Here is a 20,134-nt window from a genome sequence, read left to right on the forward strand (position 1 = left end):
TGTTTTTCTCCACTAATTAAACTCCATTTTCCAACTAAAATACTCATTTTGGGGATTTTTTACATAACGCAAATTAGCATCAAATTTATTGCCATTTTTGCTTGTGAGTCCTTTTACATGGACAACCCCATTTTTCAGGAGCATTTTCACCATTGTTTTCGTTGGCTTCTTTTTCAGCGATGCTAATAACTTATCATTTTTCCAAATAACAAATTTACAGCCACTTTTCCAGTTGCTGCAGCCAAACCCTTTTTTGCCTTCAATAACAGCATGGCTACAAAGCGGACATTTTCCCAATGGTTCTACTACTATTTTCTCTGATGCCACTTCATGGATTGTAATTTCTTGGTCAATCTTTATTTTGGAAACGGCATCTACTGTAAAATCAAAAATAACCTTAAGAAAAGCTTCCTTGCTATATTTTTGTTTCTCGATATCGGCAAGTGTCTTTTCTAAGCGTCCCGTAAATTCAAGGTCAAATAAAGCTTTAATTGGGAATGTTTCTACTAATTTTCTTCCAAGCTCGGTGCAGACAAGGTTTTTATTTTGTGTTGTAATATAACCAACATCCTTCAGCTTTTTTATCGTTTCCGCCCTTGTTGCTGGAGTGCCAATACTAAAACCGCTTAAAATCGCAACAAGCATTTCCTCACTGTCTTCCCCTTTGTAGCTTTTTCCACACGTTTCCATCACGCGGAGCAATGTTTTTTCGGTATGATGCTTCGGGGGTTTCGTCATATGTGAGGTAAGTTCATGCTTTTCAATATCAACGATTTCATTTATTTCAACTAACGGCAAAATCGTATCCTTTGATTCAATTTGTTCAATTTTTTTCCATCCTTCCACTAGCTGCACTTTCCCTTGGGAATGAAATAAGCCAGGAATACCTTCAACTTTCGTTACAAATTTCGTTTCCTCATATTCCGCAATCGGCATAAATTGGGCAATGAAACGATTTTTAATCGCATTATAAACGATTTCTTCATCGCTTGTAAGCGACTTCGGTTTCAAATACGTTGGAATAATCGCACTATGGCTTTCGACCTTTGAATTGTCAAACACCCGCTTTAGCTTTGAAAATGCAATTTCGTCTTTAAACGGATGGTCCTCCTTTAACCCTTCTAATACTTTTGCTGCCCTCTCAACTAGACTTTCCTCCAACACAACACTAGCAGTCCGTGGATATGTAATAAATTTTTTCTCGTATAAGCTTTGGGCAATCTTTAATACTTTATCTGATGTCCAACCTTTGAATTTACTTGTGATTGTCCCTTGGAGGTTTGAAAGATTAAACAAATAAGGGGAATACTCTTTTTTTCGCTCTACTTGTTTATCAAGAATCTTGCCCTTTTTTCCATCTAATGCTTGTTGGATCAACTGAAGGTGGTTAGCATCTTTAAATTTATCTTCTTTATCCTCATGATAAACTGCTTCATAGTATTCATTATTCGCGGTACGGAATGTTGCAGTTAATTTGCAATAGCTCTCAGGTACAAAATTTTTAATTTCTTCATCGCGGTCATAAATAATTTTCAAAGTCGGCAGTAATACCCGCCCAATATTTAAAGCTTGTCCCTTTCCTTTTTGATATTTTAATGTGGCAACTGATGTAAGATTAATCCCGATAACCCAATCAGCCCATTGCCTGCTAATTCCGGCATCTTGAAGCGGTCTTAGTTCTTCATTTCGTTTAAGAGACTGTAAACCTTTTAGCACTTCATATGGTGTCCACTCATTTAGTAAAAGTCTATAAATAGGTTTGTTCACCTTTAAATTGTAGATAATCGTATCACCGATAATTTGCCCTTCACGGTCATAGTCACAGGCAGAAATAATCGTATCTACATCAGTGCGTTTGCATAAGCGATAAATCGTTTTTAGCTGCTTTTCAGCGCCAGCATCCTTATAGTCGCGATTTTTCGGACTGGATTTGACTTTGTAGCGGAACCTTTCCGGAATAAATGGAAATTTCTCCATCCTCCAGCTTTTCATCGAAGGCTCATAATCCTTTGCATCATAGAGCTGTAAAAGGTGGCCAAATGCCCATGTTATACAATAGCCATTGCCCTCATAAAATCCGTCTTGTTTCCCTTTTATTTTCAGCGCATCAGCAATGTTTCTCGCAACCGATGGTTTCTCAGTTAAAATTAATTTAACAGCCATAATAAAGTAAAACTCCTTTCCTATTATAAAATAACATATTTGAACAATGTTTACATTCTTAAGTCAACATGAATTTTTTAAAATAAGTAGACAAAATACAGAATTGCCTATTATGCATATAGTACAAATAGTGAATATGTTGAAAAATGTTAGGAGAGATTGTCTTGATTATCCATGTTGTAAAAAGCGGGGAAACGCTCTGGCAAATTGCTAGTCGTTACAACGTCAATACAAATGCAATTGTCCAAATAAATGAACTGCAATTTCCCAATCAGTTGGTCATTGGCCAATCACTAGTCATTCCAACAGCTAGTTCAATGCATGTTGTTACATCTGGTGAAACATTATGGTCGATTGCCAATCGATACGGGGTAACGATTGATTCAATTATCCAAGCTAACCAACTAACAAATCCTAATCTTCTTTATCTGGGAACAAAATTAATCATCCCACCTCGCATTCATATTGTTCAATCTGGGGAAACACTCTCACAAATTGCAAGCCGCTATGGTATGACGACGCAAGCCATTATCCGCGAAAATCAAATTCAAAATCCTAATCTCATTTATGTTGGGACGCGCTTAATCATTCCGAGACGAAAAACAACAATCGAAGTGAATGCTTATACGTATCAAGGAAGTGAAGAGGCTGCGGCTAGGTCGATTAATGAAGTAGGCCGTCACCTTACGTATTTAAGTCCATTTGCTTATATGATTAAAGAGGACGGAACATTGGAGCCATTTCCCGACCGCTTAGCAATCTCCGCTTCCTACTCTCAACGGGTCGTGCCAATGATGGCAATTACAAACTTCACGTCAACATCACTTGGGTCCAATTTGGCAAACACGATTTTGGCTAACCGAGAATTAAGCGAAAAAGTTCTGACTAATGCTCTTAAAATCATGGATGAAAAAGGGTACCGCGGCTTGAATGTTGATTTTGAAAATGTCTTACCTGCAGATCGTGAAAATTATAATCGCTTTATGCAGCTCGCTGTTAATCGCCTCCATCCAAAAGGATATTTTGTCTCAAGTGCCCTTGCTCCAAAAACTAGCGGTGCGCAAACAGGGCTTTTATATACCGCACATGATTATGAGGCCCATGGAAGAATTGCCGATTTTGTTGTACTGATGACTTATGAATGGGGTTATCGACTAGGACCGCCGCAAGCAATCTCACCGATTAATCAAATGAGACGTGTCATCGAATACGCCGTTTCAGTGATGCCGCCGGAAAAAATTTTCTTAGGCTTCCAAATTTATGCCCGTGATTGGGTGCTTCCACATGTAAAAGGACAATCAGCAAGAACATTTGGTGTACAGGAAGCGGTAAGGCTTGCTGTCACACATGGGGCAACCATCCAATACGATGAAAGGACCCAATCACCGTTTTTCCGTTATTGGGATGAACAAGGTAGGCAGCATGAAGTTTGGTTTGAAGATGCTCGTAGTGCCCAAGCGAAGTTTGATTTAGTGAAAGAATTTAAGCTTCGTGGTGTCAGTTATTGGGCGTTAGGATATTCTTACCCACAAAACTGGGCGCTATTGGAGGATAATTTTAATATAAAGAAATTGATATGATTAGGAAGCTGCTAAACTAGTAAAATCCAAGTTTAGCAGCTTTTTTTAATGGAGACCCACTACAAATTTTAACGGTTATATTTCCCGCGTTCTTGTAAGAATTGATAAAAGGCTTGTGCTCCAGCCCCACGTGTTACTTTTTTCGCTGGCTCAAAATTGCTGTTTGCTGCAGGCATTATGCCTAAATGGTGGACAATCGCTGCTGTGCCTTTTTTGTTTATTTTATCAGCATCAAGGAAATTAACATTAAATAAATCTGGTACTTGGGCAAGCTTATCTAACCTCATCGCTTTTGTAATCATTTCCGCTAATTCTTCGCGAGTAACAGCTTCATTTGGTTTAAACTCCCCTTGTGTTTTATCAATGAAGCCTTGCTGGACAGCTGATTCAACATAGGCAAAATACGGCGAGTTGCTTGCTACATCTTTGAAAGTTGCTGCTCTAGCACCGCCCATATAATTCATTTTATAGTAATATGGGTCTGGGTTTGTCACAAGCATGAGCATTTTTACCATTTCGCCCCTTGTGATTTCCTCATCTGGCTTTACAAGTCCAGCATCATCAACATCAATTGCATTATAGTCAATCAATAGCTGGAGTGCTTGTTCATTTGCATGACCTTTTATATCTTTTGCCTCAATGTTCCCGCGGATTGGCTCGCCAGTTTCAATCAATACCCACTTACCCTTCGTTGCATCGAGATAAACAGCTTGATTCTGTGGTTTCATTGCAAAGTGATAAACGAGCTTTACTTCAGGCTTTGAGGAAGTAGGCCTTGGCATATTATAATCAATATTTTCGATATATAAATACTTAGGAACAATCGTGAAATTATCTAAGTAAACTTCCCTGCCTTTTTCTACTGATACTACATTGCTTGCGCTCGGAAAGTTACTTTGTGGATCCCAAGTTTGATAATATTGATATATCTCCCCTGTTTCTGTGCCGATTGTTATATTCACAAACTGATCTTCGACAATAATTCCGTCAACAAGGCGATGGAACGTGAAGTAAAACTCTCTCATTTTCCCTGGGTTTTCCGGCTTTGGATTTCTTACAGGGTCAAATGTTAATTCGCCAAGCTGATTAGGTGCAAATGTTTTCAAAGCTTCCTTCGCTTTTTCAAGTGCTTGTTCATAGTTGACAACTTGTTTAATTGTTTGGTTTTCAACGTATGGCTGATACCTGCTAGGATCCTCTTTGTAATAATTAGTAATTTGTCCAGTATGACCATCAATAGAAACGCTTATATAAGTCATTGGTTGTTCACCAAGTCGCCAACTTAAACTCCAAACTGGAAATTTTTGATACTGATCAGCATCATTAAAAAAGACATTTTCCAACACAGCATTGGCTGGGATGTTAAATTGTTTTTTCGCAATTTCGACTGCTTGTTCCTGTGTGATGTCTTTGTTTACAGATGTTGTTTGGCTTGGCTTTTCAGTTGAAAGCGGTTCAAGCTTTACTGGAAGAGTTTTCATGTCGATTGGCTTTCCACTGTAATCAAGCCATTGTCCAGTTTTGGCATCAATAAACGGATAATTAAAACGACTGTCATATGCTAGCTTTACAGTTGGCTTTTGCTCAGATTGCGGCAAAAAATAATTATAAATTGTTTGATATTTTAGTTGAATTTGCATGCCGTCTTTTATTTTTTTCTCAGCTTCTTTTTGCGAGATCATTCCGGAAGTAGCAGGAATGTTGATATTATCATCCCAGCGATAGTCGTAGCTAGCGACCTCACCATTGCCATTTACAGTAACAGAAATGTATTGTTCTTGGAATGGAATGTCATTTTCAACACGTAAAAAAGAATAATAGTAGCTTGCATCTCCTTGTAAAGGTGGTCTTTGATTAGCAAGATTAGTAGTATCTAGCTTTACTAAACTAGCTTTTTGCGGCACTTTTTCTTGCAAAAATTGTTCGGCAATCTTTTTCGCACTTTCCCAATTATATTTTGGAGGATATGTTGCTGGCTTGCCATATGTATCCTCCCAGCGATACATCGAAAGAACTGTACCGTTCTCAGCATCAACAGTTACCGAAATATTTCCAAACCCCTGCTCGGTTTGCCGATTCCAATTAATATTCCAAATTGTGCGGTTACCCGGATACCAGTTGCCCTGATACATGACTGATTGCTGTGTATAATCGTTTGGAACTTTTACGAAATCTTTGGCAATTTCAATTGCTTTATCCTTGGAAATCTTTGCTGTGACCTCAGCATCATTTTGTTGAGGTTTCTCTTTTATAGCCTCAGCAGCTACTACCCCAGCGCTATAATCCATTGTTCTTACTTCAGCACTGGCAAAAGGTGCGGCTGCAATTTGTGGTAAAATTAACATACAGCTAAATGCGATTGCTTTTTTCTTCATAACGTTCACTCCCTAGACAAGTTTTACCTTCATACTATTTAGACGTATTCAAGTGGGGAAAGTTTCATTCAAAAGAAATAAATTCAAAAAAATTAAATATTTTTTTATTGTCTTGTTTTCTTTAGTAGTAAATGCTATAGTAATACTAATCAGCTTACTAATTGTAGTTGATATATATTTTCGAGCACTTTCGTGCAGGATTTTTAGGAGGATTATAAATATGCAAAACGGTAAAGTAAAATGGTTTAATGCAGAAAAAGGATTCGGATTCATTGAGGTTGAAGGTGGAGACGATGTATTCGTTCACTTCTCAGCAATCCAATCAGATGGTTTCAAAACTTTGGAAGAAGGTCAAGAAGTAACTTTCGAAATCGTTGAAGGTGCTCGTGGTCCTCAAGCTGCTAACGTAGTAAAACAATAATTTGAAACTTATTCATAATGAATAACTTATAAATGAAAAGGCTGCTCTTCGGGTAGTCTTTTTCTGTGTTGATTGTGACCGAGTTCGATCGGGCAATATTAGAATTAAATGATTTGCATGAATGAAATTTGCATGATAGACAAACTCTATATGTAGAACTTCAATAAGAGGAGGAATACATATGGGTGAACCATTTAATGATTTAAAACAAGTAGAACTTTCCGTTGAAGCTGCTCAAAAAATGGTCGGATCTGCAACAATGAGCATGGAACCTGGGCAACTTGAGGCTGCCCATGATGCAGTAAATGCCGCAAAAGGACATTTACAACATGCCCAAAACAATGCAACTGGTGTTGATGATGAATTTTTAAACAATTTAAACAAGCAGCAATCACTTTTAATGGATTGCGAAGAACAATTGAAAGAAGCCCAACGTTAACTAAACATCGAAAAGCTGATTAGTGATTCATTGAATCCCCAAATCAGCTTTTTTCTTTACATATTATGAAAGTGTTTTCCCGTACTTTTGCAGTTCGCTTCCAACCGTACACTGTTTGATACAGAAGGTTTGTGCATACTTTTTGCTATATTCCTTGCGGTGGTGTCGGGCTAAAAAACAACCGTTGCAATATGTATCTAGAAGCGAACTTACTTTCTCAAACACTTGTTTTCGCTCCACACCAAACCACCTCCGGATTTTTATTGCAAATCTAAACGACTATCGATTTCAATTCCATTTAATGCTTGTAAGGCGAGCTGATCACATTCTTTATTTAGCTTCCTCGAAATCGGCTCATAAATTGGTTTAATCCCAAGTTTTTTCATTTTTTCTTCAATCCGGTTAATCCATGGCATGAATTCTTGTTCATAGACTGGCCAATCACCGCTTAATTGATTCAAAACAACTTGTGAATCGCCTTTAAATGTCACTTCAGTATGATGTACACCCAAATTCTCTAGCTCTTGTAGCAAAAGCCAAAACGCCGCATATTCCGCTTCGTTATTTGATTCGATTTCATCAAACAGGGCATTTTTACGTATCCGGTATTCTTTATTGTTTTGTGTAAAATAAATCGAAATTCCTAAGCCTGCTTTTCTTGATTGTAAATCATACCCCCCATCAAAAAAAGCAACAATATCATGTGGCTCTGTTTCAATCCCTTTAACAAACTTCTGCAATTCTTTTTTTGTCCATGATTGGTCTTCTGTATCATAAAATATGATTTCTTTTGTACGGCCTGTTTTTTCAAAATCCTCGGCAAGGAACAACGCTTCGTTGGCTGGCAGCAAATCAGATGTCAGTTCAATTTGTCTGCCTTTCGGATGTTTATAAGTCCAATGTATAGATACCCTCACACCATAATCCCCTTTCGACAGTTTACGGTTATTTTATCATAATCCACGCTATTTAAACCTACATTTCTTTTTAAGAAAATTATGATAAAATGTTTATTCATATTCATAGGCATGATTTTAGCTGAGCTGCCTTCCAAAGTGTTCGAAACACTTTGGAAAAACAAACGACATTATGAGGCAAAGTGAACTTTAGTAAAATGTTCAAGTATGACAAATATCACATACAATTCTTGTCTGTTTATTTAAAATTGTTAAAAAATAGTCAAAATTAAGGAGTTGTATGGTAGATGAATATGGCGAAGCAAGAGTATAACGGAGCAGCCCTACTCCTTAACTCGATTGCACAACAAGGTGGACATAAAATCTTTGGTTGCCACGGTGAAATATTATTGCCGATTTTCGATAAACTAGCTGAAAATAAAGAGATAACATTTATTCAGCTAAAGCATGAGCAAGCAGCAGTCCATGCCGCAGATGGGTATGCAAGGGCCTGTGGAAAGGCAGGCTTTGCTTTAATCGGTGCGGGAACAGCCGTTACAAACGCAGTTACAAGCATTGCCACGGCCTTTAGTGATTCAGTGCCAATGGTTGTGGTCGTTTGTCAAATAGAATCAGAAAAGATTGGTAAAGATTCATACCAAGAGGTTGATGTCAGCGGCTTAACAATACCAATTACAAAACATTATAGTAGAGTTAGTAAAATTGAAAACTTGCCTGAAGCCATTGAAATAGCGCGAACGATTGCAGAAAGCGGTAGACCTGCTCCAGTTGTTGTCGAGGTTATGGCAAACGTATTACATGAAAATGCGGAGAATATAAGCTTCAAAAGAACTACTACAACGTATGTTGAACAGAAGAAGCCCAAAAAAGCGGTTAGCAAAAATACTATAACTAATGTTATAGAAGCACTTTCACAAGCAAAAAAGCCAGTGATTTTAGTTGGCGGCGGCGCCATTATTTCTGAAGCTTCAGAAATGTTAACTGACTTTGTCGATAAAACGAAAATCCCTGTTGCTACTACATTGATGGGGATTGGTGCTTTTGATAGCAACCATAGTCTGCATTTAGGGATGTTAGGAATGCATGGCACATTTGCATCAAATAAAGCGGTTCATCATTGTGACCTTTTACTATGCTTAGGTGTTCGTTTTAGTGATCGGGTCACTGGTAAAATGAGCGGATTTTCTCCAAAATCAACAAAAATTCAAGTTGATATTGATGCATCCGAAATTAATAAAATTGTTAACATCGATATTCCTGTAGTTGCTGATGTTCTTGACTTTTTGACAGAGCTAAATAAACAAGTACAACATGAACAGATTGTTGAAAACTGTGCTGAATGGGTAACGGAAGTCACGAATTACAAACGGACTGTAGCTCGTTTTGATAAAGTTAATAGCGTGTTAAAACCACAAGAGGTTTTGCAGCTAGTCGACGAAATTTCAAATGATGATGCAGTCGTTGTAACCGATGTTGGCCAGCATCAAATTTTTACAGCCCATAATTATAAATTTACAAGGCCGCGAACGTTCCTTTCTTCTGGCGGTTTAGGAACGATGGGATTTGGATTTCCAGCAGCAATCGGCGCTGCAGCTGCAATGCCTGACAAACAAATTATTTGTGTGACTGGCGATGGCAGCTTCCAAATGAATTTGCAGGAACTGAGTACTGCATTTATTCAAAAGCTCCCTATTAAAATTGTTGTTTTGAATAATGGCTATCTTGGCATGGTCCGCCAATGGCAGGAGCTATTTTATGATCGCAGGTACTCATCGGTAAAAATTTCTTCACCTGATTTTGCGAAACTCGCCGAAGCCTATGGTGTGGCTGGATTTAAAGCAAAAAATGCGGAGCAAGCAAAAGATATTATTAAAAGGGCTTTTGAGCACGAGGGCCCAGCACTGTTAGAGTTTGATATTGTCGAGGAAGAAAATGTTTATCCTATGGTGCCTCCTGGTGCAAGCAATAGTGAGGTCATTCTTTCTAGGTAATCTAAAAATTATAAAAGAAGCTGCTCAAAAAAAGAGTCAGCTTCTTTTTATTGAATTTCATGAAATGAATTGGCATAGTGTTTGAACATATTGTTCAAGAAGTTCATTCTTCTTTGATTTTGGCAATTTATAGTAAGGCACTTTTTCTGGCAAAATAACATGACTTAATAGTATCCCTCCAATTAACCTTGCACAGCGGTCTACGTCTACCGTTTTTTGTTTTTTTGAAAAGTGAACTTCAATTGCTTGTTTTAAACTATTCATGATTGTTTCAGGAATGTTAATCCTTTCATCCAAATGATTCATTACACTTTCAGCGATGAGAAGTCTAATCACTTGATCATTTCGTGATAATGTCTCTAGACGATCTTGTAAAATCTTCCGAAAAAAATCAGAAGTATTCTCTTCTTTTGCAAATTGCATCAATTTTGAATCAAATTGATGGGCAATAATTGGCAAAAAAACTGATAAAAACAAATTTTGTTTTGTTGAAAATTTTCTAAATAAGGTCATTTCAGCTACTTCCGCTTCCTTCGCAATTTCTTGGGTAGTCGCCTGGAGGTATCCCTTTTTCAAAAAAATACGCAGTGCAGCAGCAATAATTTGATCTTTTTTATCTTTCATTACAAAATCTCCTCGTATCCAATACTTGTCCTTTTGATAACAGCCCTAACTATTATGATAACATAAAATAGTTATTACTCACTCACTAGACCGGTGGGAGTTTTCTGTGTCAATAAGGTATTCCTGAAGCCAACGCTTCCTTCGTTTAGTTTTCTTCTCAATTGAATAGTATAAAACAGGGATAACGAATAATGTCAGCAATGTCCCGACAGATAATCCACCTAATACAACTGTCGCCATCGGAGCGTTTGTCTCTGAGCCCTCCCCCACTCCAAATACAATCGGGGCAACACCAAGGATAGCCGTTCCAGTCGTCATTAAAATCGGGGTAAGACGAATTGGTCCGGCTTTCAAAACTGTGTGATATGCATCCAAACCTTGTTCACGCAGCTGTTTCATAAATTCAATCATCACGATGCCATTACTAACAATGATTCCTGAGAGCATAATAATACCAAGAATCGCGGGTACACTTAAATTACGACCAAATAGCAATAAGCTCCCTGTAATCCCCAATAAAGTTAACGGAATTGTAAACATAATGATAAAAGGATGTTTAAAGTTTTCAAATTCCGCTACCATTACCATATAGATTAACAGAACCGCTAAAACAAGCGCCACTCCTAAATCAGTAAATGATTCCTTCATATCCTTCGTTTCGCCACCAAATTCAATAGAATATCCTCTAGGCAACTTATATTCTGCTAATTTGTCTTGAATCGCGGTATTAACCTTACCCAAATCGGCATTATACAGCCCTGCCGTTACATAGGACATACGAATTTGATTTTCCCGGTAAATATCAGAAGGCGTTGCCGAAAGATTAGCCACTGTAAACGTTTGAAGCGGAATCATTCCATATTTTGTAGGGATCTTCAATTTTGCGATATCCTCAATATCGTTCAACCCTTTTTTCTCATACGATAGACGGATATCTAAATCACCCGTGTCCGTGCTCATCGTTCCAACAACTTCCCCCTCCAAAGCGGTGCGTATCGTTTTACTTACTTGCAGTACATCTAATCCATAGCTTTTAAGCCTTTCTTTATCGAAATGAAGAGTGTATTCCATTTTCTGTCCGATACTGCTATTGTCTGCATCCCTAATTCCTTGTACTTCCCGAATAATTTTTGTAATATCATAAGAAATATTTTCTAATAGCTCTAAATTCTCGCCTTTAATTGTTATAAAGACAGGGTCGGATGAAAATAACGATGACATTATAAATCCTTTTTCTTGCATTTTAATTTGAACACCAGGATATTTTAATTTGCTTCTTAATGATTCGATAACAAAGGCTGTGCTTTCCTCTCGATTTACCTTGTCTACGAGTTTTACATGAATAAATGCTCGATCTGTTTGTTCTTGATCTGGATGCTCTTTAGTAAAACCGATGCCAACATAGGTAGAATTAATAGTATTTATTTCATCTACTTTTCCTAATATAGCCTGTGTCATCTTTTCAGTTTCACTATATTTTGTATTTGGTGCCATCTTTATATGGATTGTAAATTCTCCTGAATCCATTTTCGGCATAAACTCTTTTCCGATCATTGGAAGGAGTGCGATTCCAGCGATAAGCGAAATGAAAGCAACAAAAAGGACAATTTTGCGATATTTTAACGTATAAACCAATGCTTCCTTATATTTGTTTTCAATTGCATTCCGTCCCTTTTCAAGTAGTAACGACCATTTAGATTTCCGCTTCAGCCACGGAATAGACTGTGACAACGACAAAACGAGTGCTGTAAGTGTTGGTGTTACGGTAAAGGAAATAACCAAGGAGGAGAACAAAGCATATAAAACTGTAAGTGCTAGCGGGTGAAAAATTTGCCCTGCCATCCCACTTACAAATAGCATCGGCAAAAAGACAATCATTTTCGTCATTGTCGCTGCAAAGACAGCGGACGCTACTTCCTTTGTTCCATCGATGGCTGCCTTAAATGTTGATTTCCCTTCCTCTTTATAATGACGATAAATGTTTTGCATAACAACGATGGCATCATCTACGACTAAGCCAATACTAAGCGTTAACGCTCCAAGTGTAATTAAATTTACGGTTAATCCACTGAAATACATAAAAATGAATGTAGTAATAATCGATAATGGGATAGCTAGAGCAATAACGAGAGTTGCGGCAATTTCTCCTAAAAAGAAGTAAATAATTAAAATTGCTAAGCTAGCACCGATGGTGCCTTCCTTCGTTAAATTTTTGATTGATTGATTAATAAATTGTGATGAATCATTGATGGCAATTAATTCACTGCTCCCCAACTGTCCCTCTAAAAAGCGCAGTTTAGCCGTTACCTTAGAAGCTACATCAATCGTATTGGCATCATTTTGTTTATAAATATTAATTAGCACTGCATTTTTATGATTGTAATATGACGACTGCTCAACTTCTTTCGTTTGAATCGATACATCCCCTAAATCCTTTAAACGTAAAGGAATGTCCATTTTATTAGGAATTGATAAATTCGCTAGTTCATAAACATCTTTAATCTCAGCATTCGTTTTTATCGTTAATGATTTTTTGTCATAATCAACTGTCCCAATTGGAAATGTTGTATTATCTTTTTTCAGCACTTCTTGAACTTGCCCAATGTTTATTCCAAACTGTGTGAGCTTCTCTTCAGCTAACGCAATCTTAACTTCATTTTCTTGTCCACCTATAATTTTAACAGAGGCTACACCTTTTACTCTTTGTAGTTCTTCCTTTACTCGTTCAAGAGCAACCGTCGTTAATTCTTTCAGATCCTCTTCACCAACAAACGCCAACTCGATAATTGGGGTATCTGAGGGATTTACTTTCTCTACTGTCGATTTCTCAATTGTTAATGGAAGATCTGGCTTTATTTTTTCAAGTTTTGCACGAATTTCATTTTCTGAAAAATTTAAGTTTGTGCCCCAATTAAATTGGATCATAACTCGTGAAATATTTTGCGAACTTGTTGAATGAATGGAATCTATATTTTCTAAATCTGCCATTTCTTCTTCAATTACCTTTGTAATTTGCTCTTCCATTTCTTCCGGTGAAGCACCTTGGTTTATCGTTGTAATTGTAATAATAGGAAGGTCAAGCTTTGGAAACAAATCGACAGGAATGCGCAACAACATAAATAACCCCATAAGTGTTACCATTAAGACGACCATAAATACTGTTAGCGGACGCTTCAATAAGGCTTTGAACATTTATTTTTCACTCTCTTTCTCAACAACTTGAACTTGATCACCATCGTGTACAAATTCAACTCCGTCTACAACAATTTTTTCTCCTTTTTGAAGTCCGCTTATGACCTCAATATTTGTATTCGTGCGAATTCCTGTTTTGATTTTCCTCTTTTCGACAATCCCATCTTCAATAACGTAGACAATTTCCTGTCCTTTATCATTTAACACCGCACTAATTGGCACAATCATTGTATTCGTTTTATTTACGATGGGAATTGTAACTTCCACAGCCATTCCAGGCTTAAGCAAACTTTTTCCATTATTGATTTTAATTTTAATTGTAAATAAATTTGTTTTTCGGTCAGCTTGTGGTGTTAATTCAATAATCGTACCACTAAACGGTTGATCAATAGCTGCACTCTTTACATTAGCTGTTTCCCCTTGCTTCAGACGTAAAAAAGAGGCTTCTGGAACATTTACATGCACATATACCTCTTCAATGTTATGAATATTCACTAACGGCATACCTACACCAACAAACTCCCCTTCTTCGGCTTGAAGAGCAGCAATAAAACCAGAAAGCGGGCTTTTAATGACTAAATCAGCTGTTTTCGCTGTTATCGATGAATATAGCCCATTTGCCTGCTCATATTGGGCTTCAGCGATTCGAATCGTTTCCTTTGTAGGCCCTAATTTCATTTGTTCTAACTGGTGCTGTGATGAATTGTATTGGGAATTTGCTACTGCTAATTCTGTTTCAGCTTGTTCAAGTTGCTGTTTACTTATTGCTCCACTATCAAATAAAACAGTTAGACGTTCTTTATTTTGAACAGCTGCATCATATTTTACTTTTGATGCTTGCACACTTTCCTCCATGCCCATAACTTCCTGCAGATTTGCTCCCGCTTTTATTTTTTCCAAATTAGCTTTTGCCACTTCAACCGCCGCTTTCGCATTCAATCGTTCAGATTGAAGATCTTTATTTTCTACAACAAATAACACATCCCCTTTTTCAACCTTTTGCCCATTATGTTGTGGAGCAATTTGAATCGTTCCAGGTATTGTTGATGATAAAGTAACCGTTTTTTCACTAACAATCTCACCATAAAATTTTTCTTCGGATGATATTGATTGCTCTTCTACTATATAATCCGTTACATAAATTTCTGCATAATCTACCGTAGCTTTTTGTTCAGAGCATCCTGTTAAAGTGCTTATAGAAAAGAAAAGTAAAAGAAAGAAACGAAAAAGCTTTTTCATGATTTCAACAACCAACTCTCTATTTATAGTTAGTGCTAACTAACATATTATATAAATTTATTCTTTTATACTATGATACGAATGGTAGGCTTCTTTACTAATCTCAACTGTATCGTTTTTTATTTCGTTTTCTTTATGTCTTAATTCCATAGCTTCTTTCTTTGCCTTATTCATGGCTGCTGTATCTCCAGAACGTTGCGCTTCAAAATATTTTGCTTTTACTTGATTTAGATTACTGCCTTGACCTACACTAGTTAGCAATTTTCGATACCTCCACTTTTAATCTATTGTTAGTTAGCACTAACACCATTATATTGAACCCGTTTCCAATTGTAAACATAAATGGAGTACTAACAAAAAAGCTAGCACAAACAAAAAGTGCCAGCCTTACAATCCTAAAATTATGTTTTTCTCGCTAATAAGTTTGTAAGCCGCTTTTTTACTTGAGACATTATGCATTTTAAACATCTCTAAAATCGCGATAAAAAAACTGCCATCGAATTCGAGCTGTGCCTTTAACGTAATCTCAATTGCCAAATTAACTAATTTATCGGATGATGCCGTATACATTTTCCCAAATTCAATAAAGCCAAGGCTATCCTCACGAAAGGTAAAGCCTTTTGCTTCTAAATGGTTTAAATAATCGGTTGTCGAAACTGCCAGCATGATAAATGATCAAACTCCTCTTTTTTGTTACTATAATCATACCGAAAATTCGACAAATCATCTATAGTTTTGCACATTCATATTTTTAGACGGTTACGGAAAAAATATTGATGTGCTACATCTTATATCTTTTAACAAGAGGAGGAAAAACAATGACTAAAAATGCGAATCGGGGTAAATTTGCGCCAGCGGTAAATAAGCAGGGACATTCAGAGGATGGCCCTTCCCCAAGACCAAAATCACAATTAGAACAAAAAGCACAAAAAGATAATACAAAAGTATAAAAAAATAACCTCGGTTTAAATAAGCCGAGGTTTCGCTTTCATATCGTCAACCACCCACATATGCCGTGCCCTTATATGTCTAAAAAACCCGCTCTCGCAGGTGGGTGTTCGCATCAACCGTTTCATCTTCCTCATGTCATCCATGGACAAGGCTTGACGTCTGGGTCAAAATTTAGAACTCCCTTATAAATAGCATCGGTTTTAGACACAGTAGAGTCACTAACATCGTAGGTTACTTTTATTATAGCGAACAAATATCGGTTTTGCAAATACGATTCGTTGCCAAGTTTCTCAGTTATTTCTTAATTTGGTGACTTTCTAATTTAGCGATTTCCTGTTCAGCAAAGGAGCCGGATTTCGCGATTCGAGATCGCTCCTCCATTCGCTTCGCGTTGTTATTTCTCATTGCATTCGGGTTTGCGTTTTTTGATCTGCCCATTGTGAATACCTCCTAAACTAAATGAACTTCATTAGTAGTATGGGATTTTTCTATAAAATTGATTCGTTTACCTCATTGTTATTCTTAATTAAATCAACAGGAATAGTTGTTACCCTGTTAGCGTCTTTTAGGACTTTTTTTAAAAATTCATCTAGTTTTGTAACTGTTATATCCTCTGGAATCGTTTGTTTTAGTACTAATTCAATTATGAATTGTTTTATTTGCTCAGATTGATTGTGAAACCACTGCAAATTCAACTGATTAAGATGTTTCTTTAATTTCTTTTCATCCTTTGTAGTTAGAATTTCCGCCAAGAGGCTCTGTAATTGATTTGTTTCCTCTTTTATAAATTCGATTATAGCTTCCTCACGATGCACTTGGTCTTTATTATGAATTAGCTTGCTAATAATTTGCTTTCTGCCTTCAGCTCCCAAATTAATAAAAGGCTCCCATTTTGTTTGAATCAAAAATTCCTCCAAGACGTTTGTATTTTCTTCTTTCAACATATCTACTATATTCGTGTTGGTAGCCACTTTTTTAGTTTTTACAACATTATTTTGTTCATCTAAAATCCGTTCCTTAATGTTACGATAATGGAATTCACATTGTAATCTAAGATCACTTTTGTCAGGTAAAAGCATAATTTGCTCATAAATAGCGGATAAATCCTCAGCACTACATTCTTTGTTATTTTGCAAATCCTCTAACTGTGATAAAATCTTCGCAAATAATTGTTCTTCGTTTATCGCTATTGTTGATGTTATCGTATGTGGCTTACCTATATCAAAGTAAAAAAAGCTTTTGTCTAATACTTGGCCTTCGATACTATTTCTTTCATGTGCATTCACTATTTTTCCACCTCCAGTTGGTTTTATAATGTAAGTTTGCACTTACCCATAGGGCAACATGCAAAGTTTCTCTAGAAAAGTTCACTATGAGAAAAAAGCCAACCACATAATGTGATTGGCTTTTGGACATACTAGCATAGATTACTTCGCTTGAGCAATTGCTTTGTCGATATCTGCTTTGATTGCTGTTAATGTTGTATAGTTTACTTTAACTTCTTTATTGTCAACTGTTTTTGTTGGGAAGTTGCTTAAGAATGCTTCTGCAACGTTCATTTGCTGAACAGCAGTTAACTTATTGTATGCATCATATACAAGTTTTTCTAATGCTTTGTCCATTGCTACGATATCTGTTGCTTTGTTTACTGCGTCAACTCTTTCTTTGCGTACATCGATTTGATTAGCCATCTTGTCTGCTACATCTTTGATGTAGACAAATCCAGCAGTTGGTTTTGCTTTTAACACTAATTCAGCAACCTCTAATTTAGATGTTGTTGTTAAGTTAATATAGTTTGTTGCTTGTTCATTATGAGAAGCCATACTTGCACTTGCTAACGCAAACTTGTCTAATTCAGATTTCATTGTAGCTACAGTATCTGCTTTATTGATAGCGACAACCGCATTTGAAGCAGTAATGATATCTTTAAGTTCAGCGACTTTGCTTGCTTTATTTTCATTCGTAACAGTAGACACAACATTTTGAATTGGTTCTAATGCTTTAACATATTGTTCTTTATTAGCTTCATTCAAGTTCGTAAGTGTTAATGAATTGTCTTTTAATAATTTATATAATTCATCTGCTGTCACTTGATTATCAGCTAATTCGTCTTTAATCTTCGTTAATGCATTAATTGGATTGTTAACATCAATAATGATTGTTTTAACATTATCTAATGACTTGATATTATCTTTTTTAGCAACAAAGTTTGTTAAATAATCTGCTAGAGATGCTTCAACGACAGTGTCCATATCAAATGCATTCGTTGTTGTTTTTGACACATCTGCTAATTTTTGAAGAGCAGCTTTTACGTTAGATGTTGTTGCATTAGCGTCTAGTTTAGCAATAGCTGCAACTGCATCATCGATTGCTTTCGTATGAGCACCTTCTAAGATGGCAATGATTTCAGCGATTTCATTTTTATCGGCTGCCTTTGTTACGGCTACTAATGCTGTTCTGTATTCTTTTAATAACGTATCATTGATTAATTTTTTATCAAAATCTTTGTCTAAATCTGCATAAGCATTGAATGCATTTTGTAATTTTGCATTTGTATTAGCAGCTGTAATGTTGATTAATGCTGCATGTAAATCTAATGTTTTAATTAAATCCGCTTTTGTTGTTTCTTTCTTTTCTTTATCGTCAGCTTTAATGTAGCTTTCAACAAGCTTCATTGCATCTTGGACATCTTTTGCTTCTAAGCCAGCAACAGCTTTATTAATTGCTTCGTCCACTTTTGTTTTGTTTACAGCATCAATGGCAGTTTGGATTTGATCATATGCTTTTTCTACATTAGCATCTAATGTTGGTAGTCCATTTTCGTATGTTGTAATCCAATCAGCATTTACACGAGTAAAGTTTTTAAGAGCATTTAATAATTGTAATTGGTTTTTAGCATCTTTTACTTCTTTAACTGCGTCTTCTTTATCTGCTAATGTCACAATATCATTGTTTACAGTGTTAATGATTTTTTGAATTTTTTCAACTGTATTCTTTGCTTCATCATCTGCATCAGCGATTGCTTTTTGATAACCAGCAATGTTGTCAGATTTTACTTTTTTGAAGTATGCTGAAGATAATGCTGCGTATAATTCAACTTGGTTGTTAGCTTTAAGAACTGCGTCAACAGCTGCAACAGCTGCAGTATCAAATTCAACGCCGCCTACGATCCAAGTACCTAATTCAACTTTGTCTAATTCTTTTTCAAATGTGAAGAAAATTTCAGTGTCACCAATTTCAAGGTTTACTGGCTTAACAGCAACTTCTTTACCATTTGGATCTGTTACAGTAATTGTTACATCTTCACGAGCTTCTGTTACTTTATCAAATACAACTTCTACACCTTTAGTTGTAACTGCTGTTACTGAAGCAACTTCTTTTTGCACAACTGGAGCTGCAAAATCAATACCTTGGTCTTTCATTACTTTCCATAAGAAACCAACTGTATCTTGACGAGTTAATTTTGATAATGGTGCGAATTGATTTTCACTTACACCAAGCTTAATGCCAGCCTGCGTTAGACCTGCAATCGCATTTTTTGCCCATTTTGCATTTTCAAGGTCTGTGAATTTTAAGTTTTCACCGTTGCCATATTCATAACCAAATGCTTTAACAATTAAAGAAGCCATTTCAGCACGGTTAATGACGCGGTTAGGCTCAAAACCTTTATCTGTACCATTCATTTTGCCTGTATTTGCTAATGCAGCAATTGCATTATAATATTTATGTGTTGTTGGAACATCCGCAAATCCTGGGTTCTTAACGTTTTCCATGTCTAATTTTAATGCGCGAGCAAAGTATAATGCTACTTCACCACGAGTTACTTCGCCTGTAGCACTTACAGTTGAGTTGGCGTCAATCACACCATAGTTTACTAAATCTTGTAATGAACCAGTCATCCAGTCTGGAGTGTTTGTCCAAGCTGCATTTGCTGCTGGTGCGACTGCTGATGCTACGACTGCTGCTCCTGCTACTGTTGCTACAAACTTATTGAATTTCTTTGGTTGTTTAGACATTAATGAATTCCTCCTAGTATGGTATAATTATTTTTTATCACTTGTTTTCTCTTTTTTTTATTACAAGTGAGTTTGTTAACAAGTTAACAACTTACTATTCTAGTAAAACATTTGCGAATCTCCCATTCAATAGTAACTTATTTCCATTTTATGATAGATTCAGAGTTGAGACATTTTATAACAGTTCGATTTATGTCACTGTCGTGCCTCACAAATTATATTAAAC

At 36.4% G+C, this 20,134-nt stretch carries 17 protein-coding genes and 1 other RNA gene; 5 read left to right on the forward strand and 13 right to left on the reverse strand.

Annotated elements, in window-relative coordinates; genetic code table 11:
- Positions 1–12: 12 nt before the first annotated feature.
- Complete coding sequence (locus GX497_09775) at positions 13–2,163, reverse strand: type IA DNA topoisomerase (GenBank protein HHY73496.1); 2,151 nt, start codon at positions 2,161–2,163, stop codon at positions 13–15.
- Positions 2,164–2,327: 164 nt separating this feature from the next.
- Between GX497_09775 and GX497_09780 the strand changes: the two genes are divergently transcribed.
- A complete protein-coding gene (locus GX497_09780; protein HHY73497.1) occupies positions 2,328–3,743 on the forward strand; it encodes a LysM peptidoglycan-binding domain-containing protein in 1,416 nt (471 codons plus the stop codon).
- Positions 3,744–3,811: 68 nt separating this feature from the next.
- On the opposite strand, the gene GX497_09785 is transcribed toward GX497_09780, so the two are convergent.
- Positions 3,812–6,118: an S-layer homology domain-containing protein gene (locus GX497_09785; protein ID HHY73498.1), complete on the reverse strand. Its 2,307-nt coding sequence runs from the start codon at positions 6,116–6,118 to the stop codon at positions 3,812–3,814.
- A gap of 220 nt (positions 6,119–6,338) precedes the next feature.
- Between GX497_09785 and GX497_09790 the strand changes: the two genes are divergently transcribed.
- A complete protein-coding gene (locus GX497_09790; protein ID HHY73499.1) occupies positions 6,339–6,539 on the forward strand; it encodes a cold-shock protein in 201 nt (66 codons plus the stop codon).
- A 181-nt stretch (positions 6,540–6,720) separates the two neighbouring features.
- Positions 6,721–6,978 carry a DUF2564 family protein gene (locus GX497_09795; GenBank protein HHY73500.1) on the forward strand — a complete coding sequence of 86 codons (258 nt, stop codon included), beginning with the start codon at positions 6,721–6,723 and terminating at the stop codon, positions 6,976–6,978.
- A 63-nt stretch (positions 6,979–7,041) separates the two neighbouring features.
- Here GX497_09795 and GX497_09800 read toward each other — a convergent pair whose 3' ends face one another.
- Positions 7,042–7,218, reverse strand: a complete 177-nt coding sequence (locus tag GX497_09800) for a zinc-finger domain-containing protein (GenBank protein ID HHY73501.1) — start codon at positions 7,216–7,218, stop codon at positions 7,042–7,044.
- A gap of 20 nt (positions 7,219–7,238) precedes the next feature.
- Positions 7,239–7,895, reverse strand: a complete 657-nt coding sequence (locus GX497_09805; protein HHY73502.1) for a reverse transcriptase-like protein — start codon at positions 7,893–7,895, stop codon at positions 7,239–7,241.
- A gap of 287 nt (positions 7,896–8,182) precedes the next feature.
- Between GX497_09805 and ilvB the strand changes: the two genes are divergently transcribed.
- Positions 8,183–9,886 carry a biosynthetic-type acetolactate synthase large subunit gene (gene ilvB, locus GX497_09810; protein HHY73503.1) on the forward strand — a complete coding sequence of 568 codons (1,704 nt, stop codon included), beginning with the start codon at positions 8,183–8,185 and terminating at the stop codon, positions 9,884–9,886.
- A gap of 57 nt (positions 9,887–9,943) precedes the next feature.
- Here ilvB and GX497_09815 read toward each other — a convergent pair whose 3' ends face one another.
- The 5 genes from GX497_09815 to GX497_09835 all read right to left on the reverse strand — a co-directional run bounded on the left by GX497_09815 (position 9,944) and on the right by GX497_09835 (position 15,607).
- Entirely contained in the window at positions 9,944–10,510 is a 567-nt protein-coding gene (locus tag GX497_09815; protein ID HHY73504.1) for a TetR/AcrR family transcriptional regulator, read from the reverse strand.
- 78 nt (positions 10,511–10,588) lie between these two features.
- Positions 10,589–13,702 (reverse strand): efflux RND transporter permease subunit, encoded by a 3,114-nt coding sequence (locus GX497_09820; GenBank protein HHY73505.1) that lies wholly within the window; start codon positions 13,700–13,702, stop codon positions 10,589–10,591.
- Positions 13,703–14,941 (reverse strand): efflux RND transporter periplasmic adaptor subunit, encoded by a 1,239-nt coding sequence (locus GX497_09825; GenBank protein HHY73506.1) that lies wholly within the window; start codon positions 14,939–14,941, stop codon positions 13,703–13,705.
- A 57-nt stretch (positions 14,942–14,998) separates the two neighbouring features.
- Positions 14,999–15,202, reverse strand: a complete 204-nt coding sequence (locus GX497_09830) for a hypothetical protein (protein HHY73507.1) — start codon at positions 15,200–15,202, stop codon at positions 14,999–15,001.
- A 126-nt stretch (positions 15,203–15,328) separates the two neighbouring features.
- On the reverse strand, positions 15,329–15,607 hold the full coding sequence (locus GX497_09835) for a hypothetical protein (protein ID HHY73508.1): 279 nt from the start codon (positions 15,605–15,607) through the stop codon (positions 15,329–15,331).
- Positions 15,608–15,759: 152 nt separating this feature from the next.
- Here GX497_09835 and GX497_09840 point away from each other — a divergent pair, with 152 nt between their 5' ends.
- Positions 15,760–15,891 carry a small, acid-soluble spore protein L gene (locus GX497_09840; GenBank protein HHY73509.1) on the forward strand — a complete coding sequence of 44 codons (132 nt, stop codon included), beginning with the start codon at positions 15,760–15,762 and terminating at the stop codon, positions 15,889–15,891.
- Between the two features lie 47 nt (positions 15,892–15,938).
- On the opposite strand, the gene ssrS is transcribed toward GX497_09840, so the two are convergent.
- The 4 genes from ssrS to GX497_09860 form a co-directional block, all read right to left on the reverse strand.
- A non-coding RNA gene (gene ssrS, locus GX497_09845) (6S RNA) lies at positions 15,939–16,128 on the reverse strand.
- 58 nt (positions 16,129–16,186) lie between these two features.
- Positions 16,187–16,330 (reverse strand): hypothetical protein, encoded by a 144-nt coding sequence (locus GX497_09850; GenBank protein ID HHY73510.1) that lies wholly within the window; start codon positions 16,328–16,330, stop codon positions 16,187–16,189.
- Positions 16,331–16,380: 50 nt separating this feature from the next.
- On the reverse strand, positions 16,381–17,178 hold the full coding sequence (locus tag GX497_09855; protein HHY73511.1) for a hypothetical protein: 798 nt from the start codon (positions 17,176–17,178) through the stop codon (positions 16,381–16,383).
- A 141-nt stretch (positions 17,179–17,319) separates the two neighbouring features.
- Positions 17,320–19,908, reverse strand: a complete 2,589-nt coding sequence (locus GX497_09860) for an S-layer homology domain-containing protein (GenBank protein HHY73512.1) — start codon at positions 19,906–19,908, stop codon at positions 17,320–17,322.
- Positions 19,909–20,134: the final 226 nt, after the last annotated feature.

The sequence above is a fragment of the Bacillus sp. (in: firmicutes) genome (assembly GCA_012842745.1).
Taxonomy (GTDB): domain Bacteria; phylum Bacillota; class Bacilli; order Bacillales; family Bacillaceae_J; genus Schinkia.

Coding starts and splice junctions, on each gene's coding strand:
- GX497_09775 (HHY73496.1), bottom strand. CDS start 2,163: ATGGCTGTTAAATTAATTTTAACTGAGAAACCATCGGTTGCGAGAAAC.
- GX497_09785 (HHY73498.1), bottom strand. CDS start 6,118: ATGAAGAAAAAAGCAATCGCATTTAGCTGTATGTTAATTTTACCACAA.
- GX497_09790 (HHY73499.1), top strand. CDS start 6,339: ATGCAAAACGGTAAAGTAAAATGGTTTAATGCAGAAAAAGGATTCGGA.
- GX497_09795 (HHY73500.1), top strand. CDS start 6,721: ATGGGTGAACCATTTAATGATTTAAAACAAGTAGAACTTTCCGTTGAA.
- ilvB (HHY73503.1), top strand. CDS start 8,183: ATGAATATGGCGAAGCAAGAGTATAACGGAGCAGCCCTACTCCTTAAC.
- GX497_09815 (HHY73504.1), bottom strand. CDS start 10,510: ATGAAAGATAAAAAAGATCAAATTATTGCTGCTGCACTGCGTATTTTT.
- GX497_09820 (HHY73505.1), bottom strand. CDS start 13,702: ATGTTCAAAGCCTTATTGAAGCGTCCGCTAACAGTATTTATGGTCGTC.
- GX497_09825 (HHY73506.1), bottom strand. CDS start 14,941: ATGAAAAAGCTTTTTCGTTTCTTTCTTTTACTTTTCTTTTCTATAAGC.
- GX497_09835 (HHY73508.1), bottom strand. CDS start 15,607: ATGCTGGCAGTTTCGACAACCGATTATTTAAACCATTTAGAAGCAAAA.
- GX497_09840 (HHY73509.1), top strand. CDS start 15,760: ATGACTAAAAATGCGAATCGGGGTAAATTTGCGCCAGCGGTAAATAAG.
- GX497_09850 (HHY73510.1), bottom strand. CDS start 16,330: ATGGGCAGATCAAAAAACGCAAACCCGAATGCAATGAGAAATAACAAC.
- GX497_09860 (HHY73512.1), bottom strand. CDS start 19,908: ATGTCTAAACAACCAAAGAAATTCAATAAGTTTGTAGCAACAGTAGCA.